A 19,169-nucleotide genomic window follows, 5' to 3' on the forward strand; every position below is an offset into this window, starting at 1 on the left:
CGCATCAGCGTGTAGCGGAGCATCTCAATCCACTCGTCCGATTCCAAAAGGGGTCATCGTCCAGTGAAGCACGACCGGGAAGGGATCTTGCAGGGCTCGCCGCGAGGAGCGCCGGCAGCGCGGGCGCGGCGGCAGCGGCGCACAGGCCGAGGCCGGCCACGGTGAGCAGGGTGACCAGCAGCGGCCGGGCCGGCAACCGGTCGCCGAGCGGGACGAGCAGGAAGATCCCCGCGGCATAGCCGAACTGGGTCGCCGTCACCGCCCCGGCCGCCGTGCCGGGGGAGACGCCGAGCCCCGCCGCCGCGAGCGGGACGACGGCCTGCGGAAAGTACACGTTGCCGACCCCGACCCCGCAGGCCAGGCCCAGCAGCGGAACGAGTCGTGGAGTACGCTGCCCGGGGTGGTGAGCGGTCATGTGCCGAAGTCCACCGCCCGCGAGGGAAGTTGGCGAACGATGTAGGCGGGGGCTAAATGATCAGCTTCCGGCTCGGGGTCGACGACCTCGCGGACACCCGGTTCGCCCTCTCCCCGCTCGGCGAGCTGATGGAGAGCCTGCGCGTCCTGCGGGCCCCTGCGCTGCACCCCCTGCACCGCGGCTGGCGCCGCACCGTGCTCGCCGCCCTCGCCCCCGCCGACCTGCCCGTGCTGTCGGCCCTGGTCGGTCCCGCGCTCGCCCTGCCCGACTTCCTGACGCCCCGGCCCACCGCCTACGCCCCGACGCTCGACGAGGAGCTGGCCGTCGTACGGGCCACGCCCCCCGAGGTCGTACGGCGTGACCTGCGCGCCGCGCACGCCCCGCGCCCGCTCCCCGGCGCGCTGCGGCAGGCCACCGCGCCCGCAGACGGCCCCGTCCTCGAACTCCTCGACGCCCTCTGCTCGTTGCTGCTCCGCTACTGGCGGACGGCGCTGCTGCCGCACTGGCCCCGGATCCGGCTGGTCCTGGAGGCCGACATCACACACCGCGCGGGACAGCTGGCCACCGGCGGCGCGCGGGCGCTGTTCTCCGGTCTGCACCCGAACCTCGGCTGGCGGGACGGCACACTGACCATCGACAGGATGATCGGCCGGCACGCCGTCGACGGCGCCGGGCGGGGGCTGCGGCTGGTGCCCTCGGTGTTCGCGCACAAGCCGGCGCCCCCGATCAGCGCCGAGGCGCCGCCGATGCTCGCCTACCCGGGCCGGGGCACGGCGACCCTGTGGGAACCGGAACCCGCGCCGGACGCCTCCGCGCTCACCGCCCTGCTCGGCGCACCCCGGACGACCCTGCTGCGGCTGCTCGCGGAACCCCTGCCCACGGTGGAACTCGCCCGGAGGCTCGGCGTGACCCCGAGCGCCGTCTCCCAGCACCTGCGGGTCCTGGCCGCCACCGGCCTGGTGACCCGCGCCCGCGACGGCCGCCGGGTGCTGTACCGGCGCAGCGCGCTGGCCGAGCGGTTGGCCGGGGGCTGACGCAGGAGGCTCGTGCCCGGCCGGTGTGACCGCCGGTGCGGGACCGCGCAAGGCGCACGCGGAGAGCGGACCGCGGAAGGCGCACGCGGACAGTCGGGCGGCGGAAGGCGCACGCGGAGAGCGGACTGCGGAAGGCGCACGCGGACAGTCGGGCGGCGGAAGGCGCACACGGAAAAGGGGGCCGGACGAACCGGCCCCCTTCACGATGCCAGACCTCAGGCGGCCACGGCCTCGCCCACGTTGCCGTGCAGACGGGCGACGACCTCGGTCAGCTGGGCGGCGACCTCGGCGTCGTCGACCGGGTGGGTCTCCGCGAAGCGGGTCACCGAGCCGGGGATGGAGAGCTTGATGTCCTCGATCACCTTGCCACCGGCGATGCCCACGGCCTTGCGGGTGTCGTCCTGCGCCCACACGCCGCCGTACTGGCCGAAGGCGGTGCCGATCACGGCGACGGGCTTGCCGCCGAAGGCGCCGGCGCCGTACGGACGGGACAGCCAGTCGATGGCGTTCTTCAGGACGGCCGGGATGGTGCCGTTGTACTCGGGGGAGAAGAGCAGGAAGGCGTCGGCGGCCTGCGCGGCCTCACGCAGCTTCGTGGCGGTCGCCGGCACGCTGCCCTCGACGTCGATGTCCTCGTTGTAGAAGGGGACGTCGGCCAGGCCCTCGTACAGCACGACCTCGGCGCCCTCGGGAGCGAGCTTGACGGCCGCCTCGGCGAGCTGGCGGTTGTGCGAACCGGCGCGGAGGCTGCCGACGAGCGCGAGGATGCGAACAGACATGGAAACTCCAAGAGGCTGAAACATCGCTGTGACGATCCGGACCGGGGTCCGCTTAAGTGTTCTACCACCTCAAACGGACCGTGGTCCAGTTTTCTTCCCGATGCTTTACGCTGGCTTCATGTCCAGCGCCGTGCCGCCCTTCCCGCCGTCTCCCGAGCCCTTCGACGCGCCTCAACTGCTGGAGGTCGGCGCGCCGTCCGAGGAGCCGTGCCTGCGTGCCGACGCGGCGCGCAACCGGGCCCGGCTGCTGGACGCCGCCGCCCGGCTGATCGCGGAGCACGGGGTGGCCGGGGTCACCATGGAGGCGGTGGCCGCCGCGGCCCAGGTGGGCAAGGGGACGGTGTTCCGGCGCTTCGGTGACCGCACCGGGCTGCTGATGGCCCTGCTCGACCACTCCGCCAAGCAGTTGCAGGCCGACTTCCTGGGCGGGCCCCCGCCGCTGGGGCCCGGGGCGCCGCCCCTGGAGCGGCTGCGGGCGTTCGGCGTGGCGGTGCTGTACCGCTCGGACGAGCGGCTGGACCTGCATCTCGCCGCCCAGACGGAGCCGACCCGCAGGTTCTCCCATCCGGCGCACCAGGCCCTGCGCACCCACGTCCTCGTGCTGCTGCGGCAGATCGTGCCGGGTGCCGACTGCGAACTGCTCGCCCAGACGCTGCTGGCTTCGCTCGACCCCGCGCTGATCCACTACCACACCAGGCAGTGCGGGCTGCCCATGGAGCGGCTGGAGGCCGGCTGGATCGACCTGGTCGCCCGGGTGACCGGCACCCGGCCACCCCACTGAGAGCCGGTCCGTCAGCTCGGGGCCGCCCCGCCCGTCCGAGGTGCCGCATGGCCGACCTCGCGCGGCCCTTCCGTATGCGCGGACGGCGACGGCGGTGACCACGTCCTCGAACAGGCCGGTGGCGAACGTGTCCGTCCAGGCCGCCGGCAGGCAGGATTTCGTCGAACGATGAACCACGTCGCCCCGCCTGCTCCCGGCCCCCGCCCCTCTGCCAAGATGCGGTCTGTCATGGTGCAGATACCGAACACGCCCACGAGCGCCGACGTGGCCCGCCTGGCCGGCGTCTCGCGCGCGACCGTGTCCTACGTCCTCAACAACACCAGCGCCGTACGGATCAGCGAACCGACGCGCCGGCGCGTGCGTGAGGCCGCGCGGGAACTGGGATACGTCCCCCATGCCGCCGCCCGCAGCCTGCGTGCCGGACACAGCCGCATGGTCCTCATGCCCGCCCCCGCGATCCCGGTGGGCCACCTGTACAGCAGGTTCCTCAACGAGCTGCAGTGGGCGCTCGGCCGGCTCGACTACACCGTCGTCCAGTACGGCACCGTCGGCCTCCAGGGGGACGAAGCCGCCCGTGCCTGGGCGGAGTTGCGGCCGGTCGCCGTCCTGGTGCCCGGCGCGGAACTCGGGCCGCAGGGCGTCGGTGTCCTCAAACGCTCCGGCGCCCGCGCCGTGGTCACCCTCGGCCCCGAGCGCGTCGACGGCGCGCACGCCCTGCTGATGGACCACGACGCCGTCGGCCGGAGCGCGGGCGCCCATCTGTACGCCCGTGGCCGGCGCCGGATCGGTGTCGTGGTGCCCGGGGAACCCGGGCTGGAGGCCTACTCCCGGCCCCGGCTCGCCGGAGTGCGCCAGGCGCTGCACGGAACGGACGCCGCCGTCACGGAACTGCCGCTCGTGTACACGGAGGAAGCCGCCGCCCGACTCGCCTCGGGATGGCGGGACTCGGGCCTGGACGCGGTGTTCGCCTACAACGACGAGTACGCGATGCTGCTGATGCGCGCCCTGCAGGACGAGGGGCTGCGCATCCCCGGGGACGTCGCCGTGATCGGCGCCGACGACCTGATGCTCGGCCGGCTGCTGCGGCCCCGCCTGAGCACCGTCCACATCGAGCTGCCCTCGGGCCGCGACCTCGCCGAACTGGTCGACCGGGCGGTGCGCGACCCCGGCGGCGAACCGGAGGTGCACACGGTCCTGGGTGCCTCGGTGATCCGGCGCGAGTCCAGCTGACCCGGCGCCGGCACCGTCCCGTCACCCGTGGCTGCCCCGCGGAGCGCTACTCGGCGCTGCCCTGCTGGGCGGCGATGCTCTTGCGGACCTCGTCCATGTCCAGGTTCCGGGCCTGCCCGATGATGTCCGTCAGGGCGGGCTCGGGGAGGGCGCCCGGCTGGGCGTAGACGGCGACCTTGTCGCGGACGATCATCAGCGTCGGGATCGACTGGATGCCGAAGGCCGCGGCCAGTTCGGGCTGCGCCTCGGTGTCCACCTTGCCGAACACCAGATCGGGATTGTCCTGGGCCGCCTTCTCGTACACGGGCGCGAACTGCCGGCAGGGCCCGCACCACTCCGCCCAGAAGTCGATGAGAACGAACTCGTTCTCCGTGACGGTCTGGTCGAAGTTCTCCTTGGTCAGCTCCACGGTGCTGCTCATGGCGTGCTCCCTCGTTGCTAGGTGCGGGCGGCCGTGCGCACAACACGGCCGCCCGGTGACGTATTCCGCGACGTGTCCCGCGCCCCTACCCGTGTGGCCGTGGCGCACACCACCCACCAGACTGACCCCATGACGGAAACGGAAACCATCGCGTACGACGTCGTGGTGATCGGGGGCGGGCCCGTGGGGGAGAACGTCGCCGACCGCACCCGCGCGGCCGGACTCACCACCGCGGTCGTGGAGAGCGAACTGCTCGGCGGCGAGTGCTCCTACTGGGCGTGCATGCCCAGCAAGGCCCTGCTCAGGCCGGTGATCGCCCAGGCCGACGCGCGCCGCCTGCCCGGTCTCGGCCAGGCGGTCCGAAGCCCGCTCGACACCCCGGCCGTCCTCGCCCGCCGGGACGGGTTCACCTCCCACTGGAAGGACGACGGCCAGGTCGCCTGGCTGGAGGGCACCGGCGCCGACTTCCACCGCGGCCACGGTCGCCTCGCCGGACCCCGCACGGTCACCGTGACCGCCCCCGACGGCACGGTCACCACCCTCACCGCCCGGCACGCCGTCGCCGTCTCCACCGGCACCCGCGCCCAGCTGCCCGACCTGCCCGGACTCGACGGGGTGAAGCCCTGGACCAGCCGCGAGGCCACCAGCGCCAAGGCCGCCCCGGGCCGGTTGATCGTCGTCGGCGGCGGTGTCGTCGCCACCGAGATGGCCACCGCCTGGCAGGCCCTCGGCTCCCGGGTCACCCTGCTGGTGCGCGGCAAGGGCCTGCTGAACCGCATGGAGCCGTTCGCCGGGGAACTGGTCGCCGAGGCGCTCACCGAGGCGGGCGCCGACATCCGCACCGGCACCTCCCTGGAGTCCGTCACCCGGGAGAACGGCAGCGTCGTCGCCGTCACCTCCGCCGGCGACCGGATCGAGGCCGACGAGATCCTGTTCGCCACCGGCCGTGTCCCGCACACCGACGACATCGGCCTCGACACCGTCGGCCTGGAACCCGGCTCCTGGCTGGACGTCGACGACACCCTCCGCGTGACCGGCACCGACTGGCTGTACGGGGTCGGCGACGTCAACCACCGCGCCCTCCTCACCCACCAGGGCAAGTACCAGGCACGTATCGCCGGCGCCGCCATCGCCGCCCGCGCCTCCGGCGACCCCGTGCTGGACGAGTCCTGGGGCGCGCACGTGGCCACCGCCGACCACCACGCCGTACCGCAGGTCGTGTTCACCGACCCCGAGGCCGCCGCGGTCGGCCTCTCCCTCGCCGAGGCGGAACAGGCCGGGCACCGCGTCCGCGCCGTCGACGTCGAGTTCTCCTCGGTGGCGGGCGCCGGCCTGTACGGAGACGGCTACAAGGGCCGCGCCCGCATGGTCGTCGACCTGGAGGACGAGATCCTGCGCGGGGTCACCTTCGTCGGCCCCGGCGTCGGCGAACTCGTCCACTCGGCGACCGTCGCCGTCGCCGGCCGGGTCCCGGTCAGCCGTCTGTGGCACGCCGTCCCGTCGTACCCGACGCTGAGCGAGGTGTGGCTGCGGCTCCTGGAGGCGTACCGGGACAACTGAGCCCGGAACCAGGGGGTTTCGTTTGGATCAACCCGGTCGACCCGATCCGAACGAGGCCCCTAGGGGAGGTCGAACCCGAGGGCCTCGGCCGCCGCCCGCGGTGTCGGCTGGGCCCACAGCGCGGCCACCGCCTCGTTCGTGGACAGGGAGCGCGGCTCGGCGCGGTCCAGGTACAGGGTGCCGTCCAGGTGGTCCGTCTCGTGCTGGACGATCCGGGCGGGCCACCCGGTGAACAGCTCGTCCAGTGCCCGGCCGTGCTCGTCCTCGCCGCGCAGCCGCACCTCGGCGTGCCGGGCCACGACCGCCTGCCAGCCCGGCACGCTCAGGCAGCCCTCGAAGAACGCGGCACGCACGCCGCCGACGGGCTCGTACACCGGATTGACCAGGACCCGGAACGGCTGCGGGACCCGGCCCCGGACCTCCGCCACCTCCTCGGGCACCGGCGCCGGATCCTCGATGACCGCGATCCGCAGGTCCACGCCGACCTGGGGTGCGGCGAGACCCACACCGGGCGCGGCGTGCATGGTGACCCGCAGGGCCTCGACGAAGCGGGCGAGCAGGGCCGGGCCGAGCTGACCGTCGTACGGCTCGGTGCCGCGCCGCAGCACCGGCTGCCCGGCGGCGACGATGGGCAGGGGGCCGCCGGCGGCGAGGAGTTCCTCGACGCGCTCGGCGAGCGGCGCGTGATCACGGGGAGGTGCCATCGCGTCAGGATGCCATGCCCTCCCGGCACTCCCTGTGGCACGGGTCACCAAAACCCCCGGGAACTCCGCCCCTTGGCGGTCCGACTACTGGACCGTCCCCCACTTGCGCCCCCGCCCGGAGAACTCCCCGATGACCTCCGCTCCCCTGCCGTCAGGACCGAGGCGTCCGGCCCGCGCGCCCGAGGCCGCTGGGCACCCCTGCGCCCGCTCGTCCTGCGCCTGCACTTCTACGCCGGCGTGCTCGTCGCCCCCTTCCTGCTGGTCGCCGCCGTCACCGGACTGCTGTACGCGGGCTCCTTCCAGGCCGAGAAGTTCGTCTACGGCCATGAGCTGACCGCTTCCGTCGGGAAGACCGAACTGCCGGTCTCCACCCAGGTCGCCGCCGCCCGGAAGGCCCACCCCGAGGGCACTGTCGCCGCCGTGCGCCCCGCCCCCGAACCCGGTGCCACCACCCGGGTGCTGCTCTCCGGCGTCAAGGGCGTCGCTCGCGACCACACCCTCGCCGTGTTCGTCGACCCCTGCACCGGCAAGGTCCGCGGTGCCCTCGAACAGTACGGCTCGACCGGCGCGCTGCCCCTGCGCACCTGGATCGACGAACTCCACCGCGACCTCCACCTCGGCGGCACCGGCCGCCTCTACAGCGAGCTGGCCGCCAGCTGGCTCTGGGTGATCACGGCCGGCGGGCTGGTCCTGTGGTTCTCCCGCCGCCGAGCCCTGCGCAAGGTCCGCGGGACCGGCGGGCGGCGCCGCACCCTCGGCCTGCACGGCACCGTCGGGGTGTGGACCGCCGCCGGGTTCCTCTTCCTGTCGGCGACCGGGCTGACCTGGTCGACGTACGCCGGCGCCCACATCGACGAGCTGCGCACCTCGCTGGGCCAGGCCACCCCGTCCGTGTCGGCGTCCGCGGCGGGCGCCGACCACGCGGGCCACGGCACGGTGGCCGGCACCGCCGGTACCGCCGCGCACGGCGTCGGCCTGGACAGGGTGCTGGCGGCGGCCCGCGCCAAGGGGCTGAGCGACCCGGTGGAGATCGTGCCGCCCGCCGACGCCCACAGCGCCTACGTGGTGAAGCAGATCCAGCGCGGCTGGCCCGAGAAACAGGACTCCGTCGCCGTCGACCCGGCCACCGGCAAGGTCACCGACGAACTCCGGTTCGCCGACTACCCGGTGCTCGCCAAGCTCACCCGCTGGGGCATCGACCTGCACACCGGGGTCCTCTTCGGCCTCGTCAACCAGATCGCCCTCGCCCTGCTCGCCCTCGCCCTGATCCTGCTGATCCTGTGGGGCTACCGCATGTGGTGGCAGCGCGGACGCGGCTCCGCCTTCGGCCGGCCCGTCCCGCGCGGCGCCTGGGCCGAGGTGCCGCCGTACCTCCTGGTCCCGGCGCTCGCGGCCGTCGCCGTACTCGGCTGCCTCGTGCCGCTGCTCGGCATTCCGCTGGCCGCCTTCCTCGCCGTCGACATCGTCCTCGGGGAGATCGCACACCGACGGGGGCGCCGCACCTACGAAGGCGCGCCCGGCATGAAGTAGCGTGGTCCGACACGCCGACGCCGGAGGGAGACGGAGATGGTGCGGGATGGCGGCCGGGGCCGGCGGCGCGGGCAGGGTGAGCTGGAGGGCCAGGTCCTCGGCGTACTGCGCGAGGCGGACGGACCGGTCACCGCGGCCTGGGTGCGGCAGCACCTCGGCGGCGACCTCGCCTACACCACCGTCGTCACCATCCTGACCCGGCTGCTCGCCAAGGACGTCGTCGCGCGCGAACGCCACGGCCGCTCCTTCCTGTGGACGCCGACGGCCGACGTGGCCCGGCTCGCCGCCCTGCGCATGCGCCGCCTGCTGGACGGCGAACGGGACCGCGAGGCGGTCCTGGCCAGCTTCGTCACCGCCCTGCCGCCGGGCGACGAGGAAATCCTGAGGGCACTGCTCGACGCCACGCACACGGACGGCGCGGGTACGGAAGACTGATCGGCCATGGGGGTCTTCGTCTTCCTGCCACTGGTGCTGCCGCTGTCCGCCTGGCCGGTCGCCCGGCTCGCCGAGACGCGGCTGCACCCGCGCACCGCGACCCGGCTGCTGACCGCGGTCGCCGTCGTCATGGCCGTCTGCAGCACGCTCTGCCTGGCCCTGCTCATGGTGGTCGGCACCGCCCAGCTGCCCGGCAACCCCCTCCCGGACGGCTGGTCCGACCCGCAGGTACGGGCCGCCGTGCCGTACGACGAGATCGCCGGCCGGGCCGCCATCCCCGCGCTCGTCCTGGTCGCCGTCGCCTGCACCCGCACACTGCTCCGGCACCGGCGGGTCACCCGCCGTGCCCGCCGGGCCCTCGCCGCGCTGCCGGGCAGGGTGGTTGCGGTCCTGCCCGACAGCACGCCGTACGCCTACGCCCTGCCCGGCAACCCGGGCCGGATCGTCGTGACCACCGCACTGCTGGCCGGGCTCGCCCCCGCCGAGCGGCGCGCCCTGTTCGCCCACGAACGTGCGCACCTGACCGCCCGCCACCACCGCCACCTGCTCGCCGCGCACCTGGCCGCCCGTGCCAACCCGTTCCTGCGGCCGCTGCGCACCGCCGTCGTCTACACGGCTGAGCGCTGGGCGGACGAGGAGGCGGCCCGGACGGTGGGCGACCGGCGCACCGTCGCCCGAGCCATCGGCAGGGCGGCCCTGCTCTCCGCGGGCACGCCGGCCCCCACCCTCGCCGCGCTCGCGGCCACCGGTCCCGTGCCGCGCCGGGTCGCCGCGCTGCTGGCCCCCGCGCCCGTGGCCCGCACCTGGCCGCCGGCCTTCACCTCGGTCGGTCTCGCCGCGTGGGGCGCCGCCGCCGGGGCGCTGGTGTCCGCGATGTCCTCGGCGAACTCCGTCGTCACCCTGTTCCTGCTCCTGCGCGCGACGGCCTCGCTCTGATCCCCCGGGGGGAGACGGCGCTCGGCGCGAGCCCTGACTCCGGGCGGACCGTCCTACGCCCCTCCCCGCACCTCACTCCTGCGGGAAGTCGCCCGCGAGCGCCGAGGCGATCCGCAGATGCTGCTCCGCCTCCTCGTGCCGGGCCTGCCGCTGGAGCGTACGGCCCAGCATCAGCCGGGCGTAGTGCTCCACCGGGTCACGCTCGACGATGACCCGCAACTCGGCTTCTGCGTGGCGCAGTTGGGCCGAGTGGTAGTAGGCGCGGGCCAGCAGCAGCCGGGGTCCGGTCTGCTCCGGCACCTGTTCGACCAGCCCGGTCAGCACCCGCGCCGCGCCCGCGTAGTCCTTGGCGTCGAAGAACTGCCGCGCGCGCTCCCAGCGCTCCGCCGGCGTGCCGTGGTCGTAGTACGTGGTCTCCACTCGCGTCTCCACTCGTGACCTCCTTCGGCGGCCACAACGGAAACCAGTAGTTCAAAATTCCACCAGCTGTTCTCCCTTCCGGTGCCGGGCGCGAGGCTGCGGTGCCGCCGCGAGCGCGTTGCCCAGTGGGTTGTGCACGTCGGGCGTCGGGTTCGTGATGCACAGGAGACTGCGGACGCGTCCCTGGGGGACCACCAGGCGCACCGTGCCCCGCGCCGGACGGCCGTGTGGTGGGCGCCGATGAGCGCGCCCAGCCCGCGCGCGTCGTCGAGGCGGCCCAGGGACACCCGCAGCTTCGTACGTCCTCCGCCGCGCCGGTCGTCGCTGCCCATGGGGGCCTCCCATCGCCCCCGTACGGGCAGCGTCGTCCGACCGGCGGGACGTCGACAGGGGCGGCCGGTACCCGGCGGGGCGCCGGCCGTCCCCGCGGGCACCGCTCCTTCTTCGGCCGTCCGAGGAAATGTGCTCATCGGTTCGAGTGATGATCTGCCCGGCCTTCGCTTCCGCCGACCGCGCCGCGCGTGAAATGAGTCCGTAAACGATCAGGCGGGCGGCCGGCCACCGAAACCGGCTGCCCGTCCCCCCCACGGCGCCTCGCCGCGCCGGAAGAGAAGGGACACCGGATGCGCGTACCGCGCGCCTTCGTAGGGAGCGCCCTGGCATCGCTCCTCCTGCTGCTCGCCATCCCCCCGGCCACGGCCCACGCCGACCGGCTCCGCACGGGGAACGGGGCTCACTGCCCGACCACGCACCGCAACCGCCTGCCCAGTTCCCCTCCGCCGACGGCCTATGTGGCCTACTACCACGACGACTGGCGGCTGGGGCCGGCGCACCTGCCGCAGACGGGCGCCATCGGCGCCATGCTGAAGGGCTACCGGCGCACGGACAGCACCTCGTCCTACTGGTTCCTCGGGTGCTACTGGCAGACGGATCCCCAGACGGGCAAGTCGGGTTGGTGGTATCCCGACAACCAGGGCTTCGTGCTGGAGAACGGCAAGCCGGTCGAGCACCCCGTGACGCTCCGCAAGGGCCAGCTGGTCGACCTCTTCGGCAGCGGTAACGGCAACTTCCTCGCCCCCGCGGGCACGCCCTACGCCAAGCGCGCGATCCCGCCGAGCAATCTCGACACCTTCAACACGAAGTATCCGTTCAACTACCACCTCTACCGGGTCGACCAGCCGTTCACCGTCGAGGCCGGCCCGATCCGCCCCTGGTTCAGCCAGCCGGGCCTGGGCCTCCAGTACGTGACGAAGGAGTCGATCCCCATGCTCGTCAACGCCTACAAACTGAAGGAACTGACGCCCACGGCCTGAGGGAACCGACCACCTCCGGGGCAGCCGACGGGACAGGATCCGATGGACCGCGCAGAACTCGTACGAAGACTCCGCGAAGCGGAGGTTCCCGAGGCGTTCTACGAGATCGCCGGTGTCCATGACGTCCCCGTCCAGCCGGACGCCTACTACTTCCTGCGCCGTGAGGCCGACACCTGGGCCGTCGGTATGCGCCAGCGCTCCCAGGACAGCGTCATGCGGCGCTTCGCCACCGAGACCGAGGCGTGCCGGTACCTCTACGGCACGCTCACGCGGATGCCGACGCGCCCTTCCGGGACGGCGAAGCCCCTGGAGGAACTCCTCGCGAACGCCGAGGAGATCCAGCGGCAGGCATGGGAGGACTTCGAACGACGCCGTGGAGCAGCCGACGACGGCTGAAGCCGGGCGCGTTGCCGCAGCGCCATGCCCTTTCCGCAGCCCGGCAGGGATGCGTCGGAGGCCGGGGCCTCGGTGGCTGATCACTTCGAATGCCGCGTGGGTCGTCACGGTCATGGACATGGAACGGTTCCTGCGAGACCGGACCCGCGGCCCCGTGACTGGTCGGCCAGCCCCCTCCTGACGGGTGATCCAGGTGCTATTGACGGGTCAGGTTGCGTGTCACTCCCGCCGCGACGGTCGTGGCGAGGACCCATCCGGCTGCGATCAGGAGATAGGAGAACCATTGGTAAGGGCCGTGGGGGTGAACGCGTTCTGCTGGCCGAAGTCGATGAAAGGCAGAAGCAGATCGAGGGTGTAGGCAACGGGATTGAAGACCGGGCCTTTGCCGTGCTCGGCCGGGGGCGGATGGTTCGTTCCGTATGCGAGTGAACCGAGGAAGAGCAGGGCCAGGAGCCAGCACATGGCACGAGTGGGGCGGAAGCCGTAGCCGACGGTCGCGTCCTGGAGCCAGCCCCACAGCTTGCCGTACCAGGGCAGAGTGATCCGCCGCCGGCGCTGCTTGGCGAGTTGGACCGCCCGGGCTTCGGCATCGTCGCCGACGCGCCGGTACGAGACCGCGAGCTGTTCGTACGCGTGGGGGACGAAGCCGTCGGCATCGCGTGTGAGCAAGGGGAGCCGCTGAACAGCCGGCAGCCGCGGCACCAGGGTTTCGTACGTCAGTCCCTCCAGACGGACCGCGGCGGGCCAGACCTGCGGCTGGGCGTGGATGACCTTGAAGTGGGAGTAGCGCATCGTGACATCGCCGACGATCGGTGCGGCGTCCCAGAGCGAGAACACCGCGGCCTCACAGTTGCTGACGGTCAGCGCCACGCCGCCCGGATTGCGGAGGCGGGCTCCGATGAAGGTGAGCAGACCGGTGACCTTGGTGCCGGTGAGCCGGACGCGTCCTTCTGCGACGAGGCCGCCCGCGTCGAGGACGGTGCCGACCGTGAGGTGGGCCGCGTCGACGGCATTGCCTGTCGGGTTCTCGATGCGGGCGCCCGCGACGCCGAAGGCACCCTCGACGCGAGCGGCTCCGAGGCGGACCTCGCCAAGGGCCACCAGTTCGGGCGCCCAGACGTCGGCTCCGACGAAGGCGTTGTCGAGTTGGAGGGCACAGCCCCCGTTCACGCCGAGGTGGGCGCGGTCGAGGAGGATTCCGCCGGAAACATGGGCGTTCTTGAGCGTCGCGGTCCCGGAAACCCGGGAGCCGGTGAGCCGGAGTGTGCCGGTGACATGGATGGCTGTGGCCGACAGGGCGGGGAGACAGCAGGCAACGAGGTCCAGCTGACGGGTCTGCGCCCCGTCAAAGTTCGGCGGACTCTCGAAGTGGCAGGCAGTGAAGCGGATCGCGTGGGGTATCTCCGCGTACTGAAGGTCGAGGAGACCGGTGATCCTCGCGCCGGTGAGGCGGAGGGCGCATATCTCGCCCGGCTCGGTCTGATACCCGAGGAGGAGGGCGCGGAGGACCTCGGCGCGGACTGTCCGCTCCGGGCCCCAGTCCCCGGCTCGTGCGGGGTCCTCGTCCTCGGATGTCCGGAGGTCGATGGGTTCACCGCGAGGAAATGCCCGCCGGACACGGCGTTCCACAGGGGTGAGGTCCGTGATCTCCACCTGCGGGACACTACCTCAGGGGGTCGGCCAAGGCGTGTCCCGCGAGTGATCCGCCAACTCCGTTCGTACGGGCCGGTGATGCCGGGCACGGCGTCACGCACGCCGTCGCCCGGTGCCGACGGGCTCGACCAACAGGGGGCGGCGAACGACGAGTACGGGCAGGTGGGCTAGATTCATGGTCGCCTTCGCACGTCCCCACTGCCTCTGAGGAACTGCCCGTGTCCCACATACCGCCCCTGGGCGGCCAGAACGCCTCGTACACCTCGGCGCAGATACGACGCAACCGCCTGATCCTCCTCGGTCTGGTCCTTGTCATCGCGGGCCTGGTCACGTTCTGGGCCTTGGGCCCGTACGACACGAAGGACCAGTCCGCGACGCTCAAGGCCGGTGACTGCTTCCAGAACATCGGGACGGACAAGGAAGCGAAGACCAAGAAGCTCGACTGCACCGACCCGCACGCCGACTACAAGGTCCTGAAGATGAACAAGAACGCCGTCGTCGACACCTTGGCGTGCTCCGACGTCCCGGGCACGACCGGCTCGCTCACCCAGTCGGGCGCCGGAAACTGGTTCGTCGTCTGCTTCAAGGAAAACGACGAGAAGCGCAAGAAATAGCCGGGCGATCGCGCCGTCGGAGTGGTCCTGGCCACGTCGGTGACCGCACCACGCGGCGGGGGAGCGGAAGCGGTGCACCGCGGCCGACGGCGACATCGACCACATCGACCCCATCGGCCCAGGTCCGCCACCGGCGGCGACGACCTCGGCGTATGGGTCGGCCACGCCCCTCGCCCCGCCCCGTCGCGACCGCGTCACCCGCCTGGCCGACAGCGAGACCGCCATCCCCGGCCTCTCGCCGGCGCCGCCGCCGAGCAGGCCCGGCGCCGGCGCGCCGAGGGACCGCTGACCGACAGCAGAGGCGGACCCGGCGATGATCCGTCATGCCGGCGCCGCCGCTGGCCTAGCGGCTCCTACTCGATTCAGGCATGTGTTCGATTCTCTCCTTCGATCCGCCGGAGCGCTATGCCCCCATTGCGTAGATATTCTGTGAAGTGTGATCGAGTCTGGACGGCCGCGGCACCTTCGCAGCTACGGCCGGGGGAGTTTTGTGCGGCTGTCGCCGGTCATCCTGACCGTCGTCATCGCCAGCCTGGCCTACGCCACTCCACCGGAAATGGCCTTCAGTCGCCTCCTGCCCGCGGCGCCCGCCCTCGCCGCCGCCATGTGGCCGGTGCTCCCCACCGTCCTGCTGGGGACGGTCTGCCTCTTTCTGATGATCGGCCTCAGCCTGGTGTTCCCCGGTCTGGGGACGTGGTGGACGGCTGCGGGGATCATCGCGGTCACCGTGGCGGCCGCGTACGGAAGCCATGTCCGACTCCAGCGGGAGCGGACCCTCTTTCAGGTGCGGCTCGTCGCCGACGCGGCGCAGCAGGTGGTGCTGAGCCCCATGCCGCGCCGCTTCGGGAGCGTCGAGATCGAGTCGCTGTATCTCGCGGCCGCGGCGGAGGCCCGTATCGGCGGGGACTTCTACGAGGTGGTCGACACGCGGTACGGGGTCAGGCTGCTCATCGGTGACGTGCGGGGCAAGGGGCTGCCGGCGGTGGGGGCGGCCGCGGCGATCGTCAACGCCTTCCGGGAGGCGGCCTACGGCGAGCCCGACATGGTCAGCGTCGCGCGCCGGCTGGACGCCAGCAGCACCCGGTACAACGCCGCGTTTCCCCCCGAGGGGCCGATGGAGCGCTTCGCCACCGCCCTTCTCGTCGAGATCCCGCACGAGGGCAGGCGTATCGAGATCCTCAACTGCGGACACCCCCCGCCGCTGCTCCTGAACCGTGGGGAACTCCGTGCCCTCGAGCCCACGACCCCCTCGCCGCTGCTGAACCTCGCGGAGTTGATCGGAGATCACTACACGGTCGACACCTTCGACTTCGCCCCCGGCGACCTGCTGCTCCTCTACACCGACGGGGTCGCCGAGGCCCGCGCCCACGACGGCGAGTTCTTCCCGCTGGCGGCCTGGATGCGCCGGCAGCCCCCGACGCCGCCCCATGAGCTGCTCACGGCTCTTCACCGCGACCTCCTGCACTACAGCAGAGGACGCCTTGACGACGACATCGCCGCCCTCGCCGTGCGCCTGTACGAACCGTCGGAGTAGGCCCCGGAGTTCGACGAACCCGACGCCCCGGCCCGATCGGGCCGGGCCCGGGTGCGCCCGCGGTCTCCCCGGCCGGGCCCTGGCGGGCCTGCGGGTAGTGGCGGGTCACAGTCACGATCAGTAGGGGGCGGGGTCGTTACTCGATGCCCGCCATGACCGCGGTCACGACCTTGCGGACGGCCACGGCGTCCGGTGGGGTGCCCTGCCGGTCGGCGAACAGCATGTGCGCGGCGCCGATCAGCGTGGGAGCGAGTGTGTCGATGTCGGCGTCCGCGGTGATCCGGCCGAGGCCGCGCTCGGCGGCGAGATAGGAGGCGATCGCGGTCGCGGCATCGCTCAGGAGCGGGACGCCGGTGGGCCTGGCCGTGCGCAGGCGGGCGCGCAGGTCGTCCCGGGAGGTGACGAGGCTGACGATCGCCACCGCAACCGGCCCGAACAGGTCCGTCAACGCTCGGGTGACGTTGTCGGCGACGGTGCCGGTTCCGGCTGTTTCGCGCAGGGCGGCGGCCTGGTCGTCGATCCGGGCGATGCGGTCCAGCACGAGCTCGGCGAGGAAGGCGTCGAAGTCGGCGAAGTGCCGGTGCAGGACGCCCTTGGCGCAGCCCGCCTCCGTGGTGACCGCCCGGCTGGTCAGCGCGCTCGGTCCGTCCCGGAGCAGGACGCGCTCGGCCGCGTCGAAGAGTTGGTCGCGCACGTCGCGGATGGCTACTCCCGTGGGCACCGCTCATCTCCCCTTGCTCTGCCGGCGGCCGTTTCGGGGCCGGATCCGCCCGATTCGATTGACGAGTGGGCGATCGCCCACTCATAGTGGGCGCATGCCCACTATACCGCCGGGGCGATCTCCCGGCCCCGAACACGCGTCTCATGAACACCGACGGATGGCGGAGTCGTTCGGTTCGGACGCCGAACGCTACGACCGGGCTCGGCCCCACTATCCCCAAGCGATGGTGGACCGGATCGTCTCCGCCGCCCCCGGGCCGGAGGTCCTCGACGTCGGCTGTGGCACGGGCATCGTGGCCCGGCAGTTCGAAGCGGTCGGCTCCCGCGTGCTGGGCGTCGACGTCGACGCCCGGATGGCCGACCTGGCGCGCCGGCGCGGACTCGACGTCGAGGTGGCACCGTTCGAAGCCTGGGACCCGGCCGGGCGGACGTTCGGCGCCGTCGTCTCCGGACAGGCCTGGCACTGGGTGGACCCGGTCGCGGGTGCTGCCAAGGCGGCCGAGGTACTGCGCCCTCGCGGCCTGCTGGCCCTGTTCTGGAACGCGGGCCAACCCCTGCCCGAGGTGGCGGAAGCCTTCGCCGAGGTCTACCGCAGGGTGGTGCCCGACTCGCTCGCCGCCCGTCCGGCGACGGTGCCGGCCGTGGACGGGTACGCGGCGCTGTGCACCAAGGCGGCCGACGGGATACGGGAGGTGGGCGCATTCGCCGCGCCCGAGCAGTGGAGGTTCGACTGGGACCAGTCCTACACGCGGGACGAGTGGCTGGACCAACTGCCCACCCAAGGCGCCTTCACCCGGCTCCCGCAGGCCCGGTTGGAGGAGGTGCTGGCGGGTGTCGGCGCAGCCATCGATGCCGCGGGAGGAAGCTTCACGATGCACTACGCCACCCTGGCGGTCACCGCGACGCGCACCGCACCGGCGGGCTGACCCTGCCCTGCGCCGCCCGCTCCGCACCCCTGTATCCACCCCGGGCAGTGCCTAGTCGGGCGCGGGAAGCCGGGTGGGGACGGTGTTGCTCACCTGCTGAAAGATGACCGAGGTGCGGAAGCCGGTGATTTCCCCGCGCTTGCTGAGCCGGTCCGTGAGGAAGGCGTGCAGGTGGTCGAGGTCCTGTACGGCGACGTGCAGCAGGAAGTCGTCGCCCCCCGAGAGCACGAAGGTGTGCAGGACCTCCGGCAGACCACTGGCGAAGCCCTTGAAGGCGTCGATGACGGTGCGACTGAGTGGGCGCACCTGGACCGAGACCAGCGCCTGAACGTCGCGGTTGAGGGCGGCGGGGTCGATGTCGGCGTGGTAGCCGCGGATGACGCCCCGGCGGTGGAGCGCCCGGACCCGCTCCAGGCAGGTCGAGGGGGCGATGCCGAGCTGCCGGGCGAGTTCGCGGTTGGACTGCCGCGCATCTGTCTGGAGGAGCCGGACAATCTCCGAATCAAGTTCGTCCATGGTCGACAACCGTACCTGAATGTCAGTCAAACGTTCGGTCCGACCGACGACTGGGAAAACATGTGTGCACCATGGTGGTCCTCGAAGCGGATGAACGAAAGGACGGATGAATGAAGGGACGGAGGGTCCGTGCTCGAACATGAACAGGTCGTGATCCACACTGGTCGGCGCTCCCGTCTGCCGGTGATCGTGGCTGTGCACTCCACGGCACTCGGTCCGGCGGCCGGCGGCCTCCGGCTCTGGCACTACGCCGACTGGCGCGACGGTCTCACCGACGCCCTTCGCCTGTCGGCCGCGATGACCTCGAAGTTCGCCGTGGCCGGCCTGTCGAACGGCGGTGGGAAGGCCGTCGTGGCCCTGCCGGAAGGGAGGGAACTCGATGCCGGCCGGCGGCGCGACGTGCTGCGTGACGTGGCCGAGGTGATCGCGTCACTGGGCGGTGCGTACGCCACCGGACCGGATGTCGGGACCAGCCCCGACGACATGGCGGTCATCGGGGAATCGACCCCCCACGTGTTCTGCAAGCCGACGGATCTGGGAGGAAGCGGGGACTCGTCCCCGCACACCGCGCAGGGGACGCTCGCCGCTCTACGGGCCGTCAGCCGACGGCTGTACGGCACCTCCAGCCTGGCCGGCCGCAGTCTCGCCGTGATTGGCCTGGGCCGCGTGGGCGCCGGCCTCGCCCGCCTTCTCGCCGCAGAGGGAGCCGCCCTGACGGTGACCGACGTCGACCCCGGCAAACTGAAGATCAGCGACGAACTCGGCGCCGTCTGGCAGTCGCCCGAGGAGATCATCGCCGCGGACGTGGACATCGTGGTCCCCGCGGCCCTCGGCTCCGTCCTGACCCGGCGGACCGTGGCGGAGCTGCGCTGCCGTGCCGTGGTCGGACCGGCGAACAACCAGCTGGCCACCCCGGATGTCGCCGATCTGCTGCACCAGCGCGGCATCGTCTGGGTGCCGGACTTCGTCGCCGGCGCGGGCGGCGTCATCAACGCCATCAGCACCGAACTCCACCACGTCGGTGCGCACGAGGCCCGTACGCGGGTCGATGCCATCGAGGACACCGTCGACACCCTGCTGGACACCGCGCAGCGCCGTGGCGTGACCCCGGCGCGGGCCGCGAGCGAACTGGCCCGGCGACGCCTCAGTGCCGCCGCCGGCCCGACCGGTCCCCCCGCGGCTTCGTTGCGCTTCCGGGCAGCGGGGCCCTGACGGGCGCTCAAGGGCTCCCACCGGCACTCCGACACGGAAA

General features: G+C 72.5%; 20 protein-coding genes and 1 pseudogene. 13 read left to right on the forward strand and 8 right to left on the reverse strand.

Annotation, left to right across the window (positions count from 1 at the left end; all coding sequences use genetic code 11):
* Window positions 1-94 precede the first annotated feature (94 nt).
* Window positions 95-415: pseudogene (locus tag ACWC94_RS21990) on the reverse strand (MFS transporter); the annotation flags it as partial.
* A 56-nt stretch (window positions 416-471) separates the two neighbouring features.
* Between ACWC94_RS21990 and ACWC94_RS21995 the strand changes: the two are divergent.
* Window positions 472-1,449 carry a metalloregulator ArsR/SmtB family transcription factor gene (locus ACWC94_RS21995; protein WP_450798555.1) on the forward strand — a complete coding sequence of 326 codons (978 nt, stop codon included), beginning with the start codon at window positions 472-474 and terminating at the stop codon, window positions 1,447-1,449.
* A gap of 215 nt (window positions 1,450-1,664) precedes the next feature.
* Here ACWC94_RS21995 and ACWC94_RS22000 read toward each other — a convergent pair whose 3' ends face one another.
* The gene (locus ACWC94_RS22000; protein WP_450798557.1) at window positions 1,665-2,228 is read right to left on the reverse strand and encodes an NADPH-dependent FMN reductase; all 564 of its coding nucleotides are present in this window, start codon (window positions 2,226-2,228) and stop codon (window positions 1,665-1,667) included.
* A gap of 100 nt (window positions 2,229-2,328) precedes the next feature.
* On the opposite strand from ACWC94_RS22000, the gene ACWC94_RS22005 reads away from it, so the two are divergent.
* Both ACWC94_RS22005 and ACWC94_RS22010 read left to right on the forward strand, forming a co-directional pair.
* Window positions 2,329-3,009, forward strand: coding sequence for a TetR/AcrR family transcriptional regulator (locus tag ACWC94_RS22005; RefSeq protein ID WP_450798559.1), 681 nt, complete (start codon window positions 2,329-2,331; stop codon window positions 3,007-3,009).
* Window positions 3,010-3,237: 228 nt separating this feature from the next.
* Window positions 3,238-4,239, forward strand: a complete 1,002-nt coding sequence (locus ACWC94_RS22010; RefSeq protein ID WP_450798561.1) for a LacI family DNA-binding transcriptional regulator — start codon at window positions 3,238-3,240, stop codon at window positions 4,237-4,239.
* A gap of 46 nt (window positions 4,240-4,285) precedes the next feature.
* Here ACWC94_RS22010 and trxA read toward each other — a convergent pair whose 3' ends face one another.
* Window positions 4,286-4,660, reverse strand: a complete 375-nt coding sequence (trxA, locus tag ACWC94_RS22015; RefSeq protein ID WP_360092211.1) for a thioredoxin — start codon at window positions 4,658-4,660, stop codon at window positions 4,286-4,288.
* Between the two features lie 129 nt (window positions 4,661-4,789).
* Between trxA and ACWC94_RS22020 the strand changes: the two genes are divergently transcribed.
* Window positions 4,790-6,220, forward strand: coding sequence for a dihydrolipoyl dehydrogenase family protein (locus tag ACWC94_RS22020; protein WP_450798562.1), 1,431 nt, complete (start codon window positions 4,790-4,792; stop codon window positions 6,218-6,220).
* Window positions 6,221-6,279: 59 nt separating this feature from the next.
* Here the strand turns inward: ACWC94_RS22020 and ACWC94_RS22025 are convergent, their stop codons facing one another.
* Window positions 6,280-6,924 carry a peptide deformylase gene (locus ACWC94_RS22025; protein ID WP_450798564.1) on the reverse strand — a complete coding sequence of 215 codons (645 nt, stop codon included), beginning with the start codon at window positions 6,922-6,924 and terminating at the stop codon, window positions 6,280-6,282.
* A gap of 72 nt (window positions 6,925-6,996) precedes the next feature.
* Here ACWC94_RS22025 and ACWC94_RS22030 point away from each other — a divergent pair, with 72 nt between their 5' ends.
* From ACWC94_RS22030 to ACWC94_RS22040, 3 genes are read left to right on the forward strand one after another with little or no spacing between them, the layout of a single operon-like run.
* Window positions 6,997-8,454, forward strand: a complete 1,458-nt coding sequence (locus tag ACWC94_RS22030; RefSeq protein WP_450798566.1) for a PepSY-associated TM helix domain-containing protein — start codon at window positions 6,997-6,999, stop codon at window positions 8,452-8,454.
* 36 nt (window positions 8,455-8,490) lie between these two features.
* On the forward strand, window positions 8,491-8,889 hold the full coding sequence (locus tag ACWC94_RS22035) for a BlaI/MecI/CopY family transcriptional regulator (RefSeq protein ID WP_450798568.1): 399 nt from the start codon (window positions 8,491-8,493) through the stop codon (window positions 8,887-8,889).
* Between the two features lie 6 nt (window positions 8,890-8,895).
* On the forward strand, window positions 8,896-9,825 hold the full coding sequence (locus ACWC94_RS22040) for a M56 family metallopeptidase (RefSeq protein WP_450798569.1): 930 nt from the start codon (window positions 8,896-8,898) through the stop codon (window positions 9,823-9,825).
* A gap of 72 nt (window positions 9,826-9,897) precedes the next feature.
* Here ACWC94_RS22040 and ACWC94_RS22045 read toward each other — a convergent pair whose 3' ends face one another.
* Window positions 9,898-10,245 carry a tetratricopeptide repeat protein gene (locus ACWC94_RS22045; protein ID WP_450798726.1) on the reverse strand — a complete coding sequence of 116 codons (348 nt, stop codon included), beginning with the start codon at window positions 10,243-10,245 and terminating at the stop codon, window positions 9,898-9,900.
* A 623-nt stretch (window positions 10,246-10,868) separates the two neighbouring features.
* Here ACWC94_RS22045 and ACWC94_RS22050 point away from each other — a divergent pair.
* Together ACWC94_RS22050 and ACWC94_RS22055 are read left to right on the forward strand one after the other, a co-directional pair.
* Window positions 10,869-11,558 carry a TNT domain-containing protein gene (locus ACWC94_RS22050; protein ID WP_450798570.1) on the forward strand — a complete coding sequence of 230 codons (690 nt, stop codon included), beginning with the start codon at window positions 10,869-10,871 and terminating at the stop codon, window positions 11,556-11,558.
* A 42-nt stretch (window positions 11,559-11,600) separates the two neighbouring features.
* Window positions 11,601-11,954: a hypothetical protein gene (locus tag ACWC94_RS22055; RefSeq protein WP_450798571.1), complete on the forward strand. Its 354-nt coding sequence runs from the start codon at window positions 11,601-11,603 to the stop codon at window positions 11,952-11,954.
* A 264-nt stretch (window positions 11,955-12,218) separates the two neighbouring features.
* Here ACWC94_RS22055 and ACWC94_RS22060 read toward each other — a convergent pair whose 3' ends face one another.
* Window positions 12,219-13,607, reverse strand: a complete 1,389-nt coding sequence (locus ACWC94_RS22060; protein WP_450798572.1) for a membrane-associated oxidoreductase — start codon at window positions 13,605-13,607, stop codon at window positions 12,219-12,221.
* Between the two features lie 218 nt (window positions 13,608-13,825).
* Here ACWC94_RS22060 and ACWC94_RS22065 point away from each other — a divergent pair, with 218 nt between their 5' ends.
* Together ACWC94_RS22065 and ACWC94_RS22070 are read left to right on the forward strand one after the other, a co-directional pair.
* On the forward strand, window positions 13,826-14,221 hold the full coding sequence (locus tag ACWC94_RS22065) for an LppU/SCO3897 family protein (RefSeq protein ID WP_450798573.1): 396 nt from the start codon (window positions 13,826-13,828) through the stop codon (window positions 14,219-14,221).
* Window positions 14,222-14,657: 436 nt separating this feature from the next.
* Entirely contained in the window at window positions 14,658-15,755 is a 1,098-nt protein-coding gene (locus tag ACWC94_RS22070) for a PP2C family protein-serine/threonine phosphatase (RefSeq protein WP_450798575.1), read from the forward strand.
* Window positions 15,756-15,891: 136 nt separating this feature from the next.
* Here ACWC94_RS22070 and ACWC94_RS22075 read toward each other — a convergent pair whose 3' ends face one another.
* Complete coding sequence (locus tag ACWC94_RS22075) at window positions 15,892-16,476, reverse strand: TetR/AcrR family transcriptional regulator (RefSeq protein WP_450798577.1); 585 nt, start codon at window positions 16,474-16,476, stop codon at window positions 15,892-15,894.
* A gap of 157 nt (window positions 16,477-16,633) precedes the next feature.
* Here ACWC94_RS22075 and ACWC94_RS22080 point away from each other — a divergent pair, with 157 nt between their 5' ends.
* Window positions 16,634-17,401: a class I SAM-dependent methyltransferase gene (locus ACWC94_RS22080; protein WP_450798578.1), complete on the forward strand. Its 768-nt coding sequence runs from the start codon at window positions 16,634-16,636 to the stop codon at window positions 17,399-17,401.
* A 51-nt stretch (window positions 17,402-17,452) separates the two neighbouring features.
* Here the strand turns inward: ACWC94_RS22080 and ACWC94_RS22085 are convergent, their stop codons facing one another.
* Window positions 17,453-17,917, reverse strand: coding sequence for an Lrp/AsnC family transcriptional regulator (locus tag ACWC94_RS22085; protein WP_450798580.1), 465 nt, complete (start codon window positions 17,915-17,917; stop codon window positions 17,453-17,455).
* A 129-nt stretch (window positions 17,918-18,046) separates the two neighbouring features.
* Here ACWC94_RS22085 and ACWC94_RS22090 point away from each other — a divergent pair, with 129 nt between their 5' ends.
* Complete coding sequence (locus ACWC94_RS22090) at window positions 18,047-19,129, forward strand: Glu/Leu/Phe/Val family dehydrogenase (RefSeq protein ID WP_450798581.1); 1,083 nt, start codon at window positions 18,047-18,049, stop codon at window positions 19,127-19,129.
* Window positions 19,130-19,169 lie beyond the last annotated feature (40 nt).

The sequence above is a fragment of the Streptomyces sp. NPDC001135 genome (assembly GCF_053598395.1).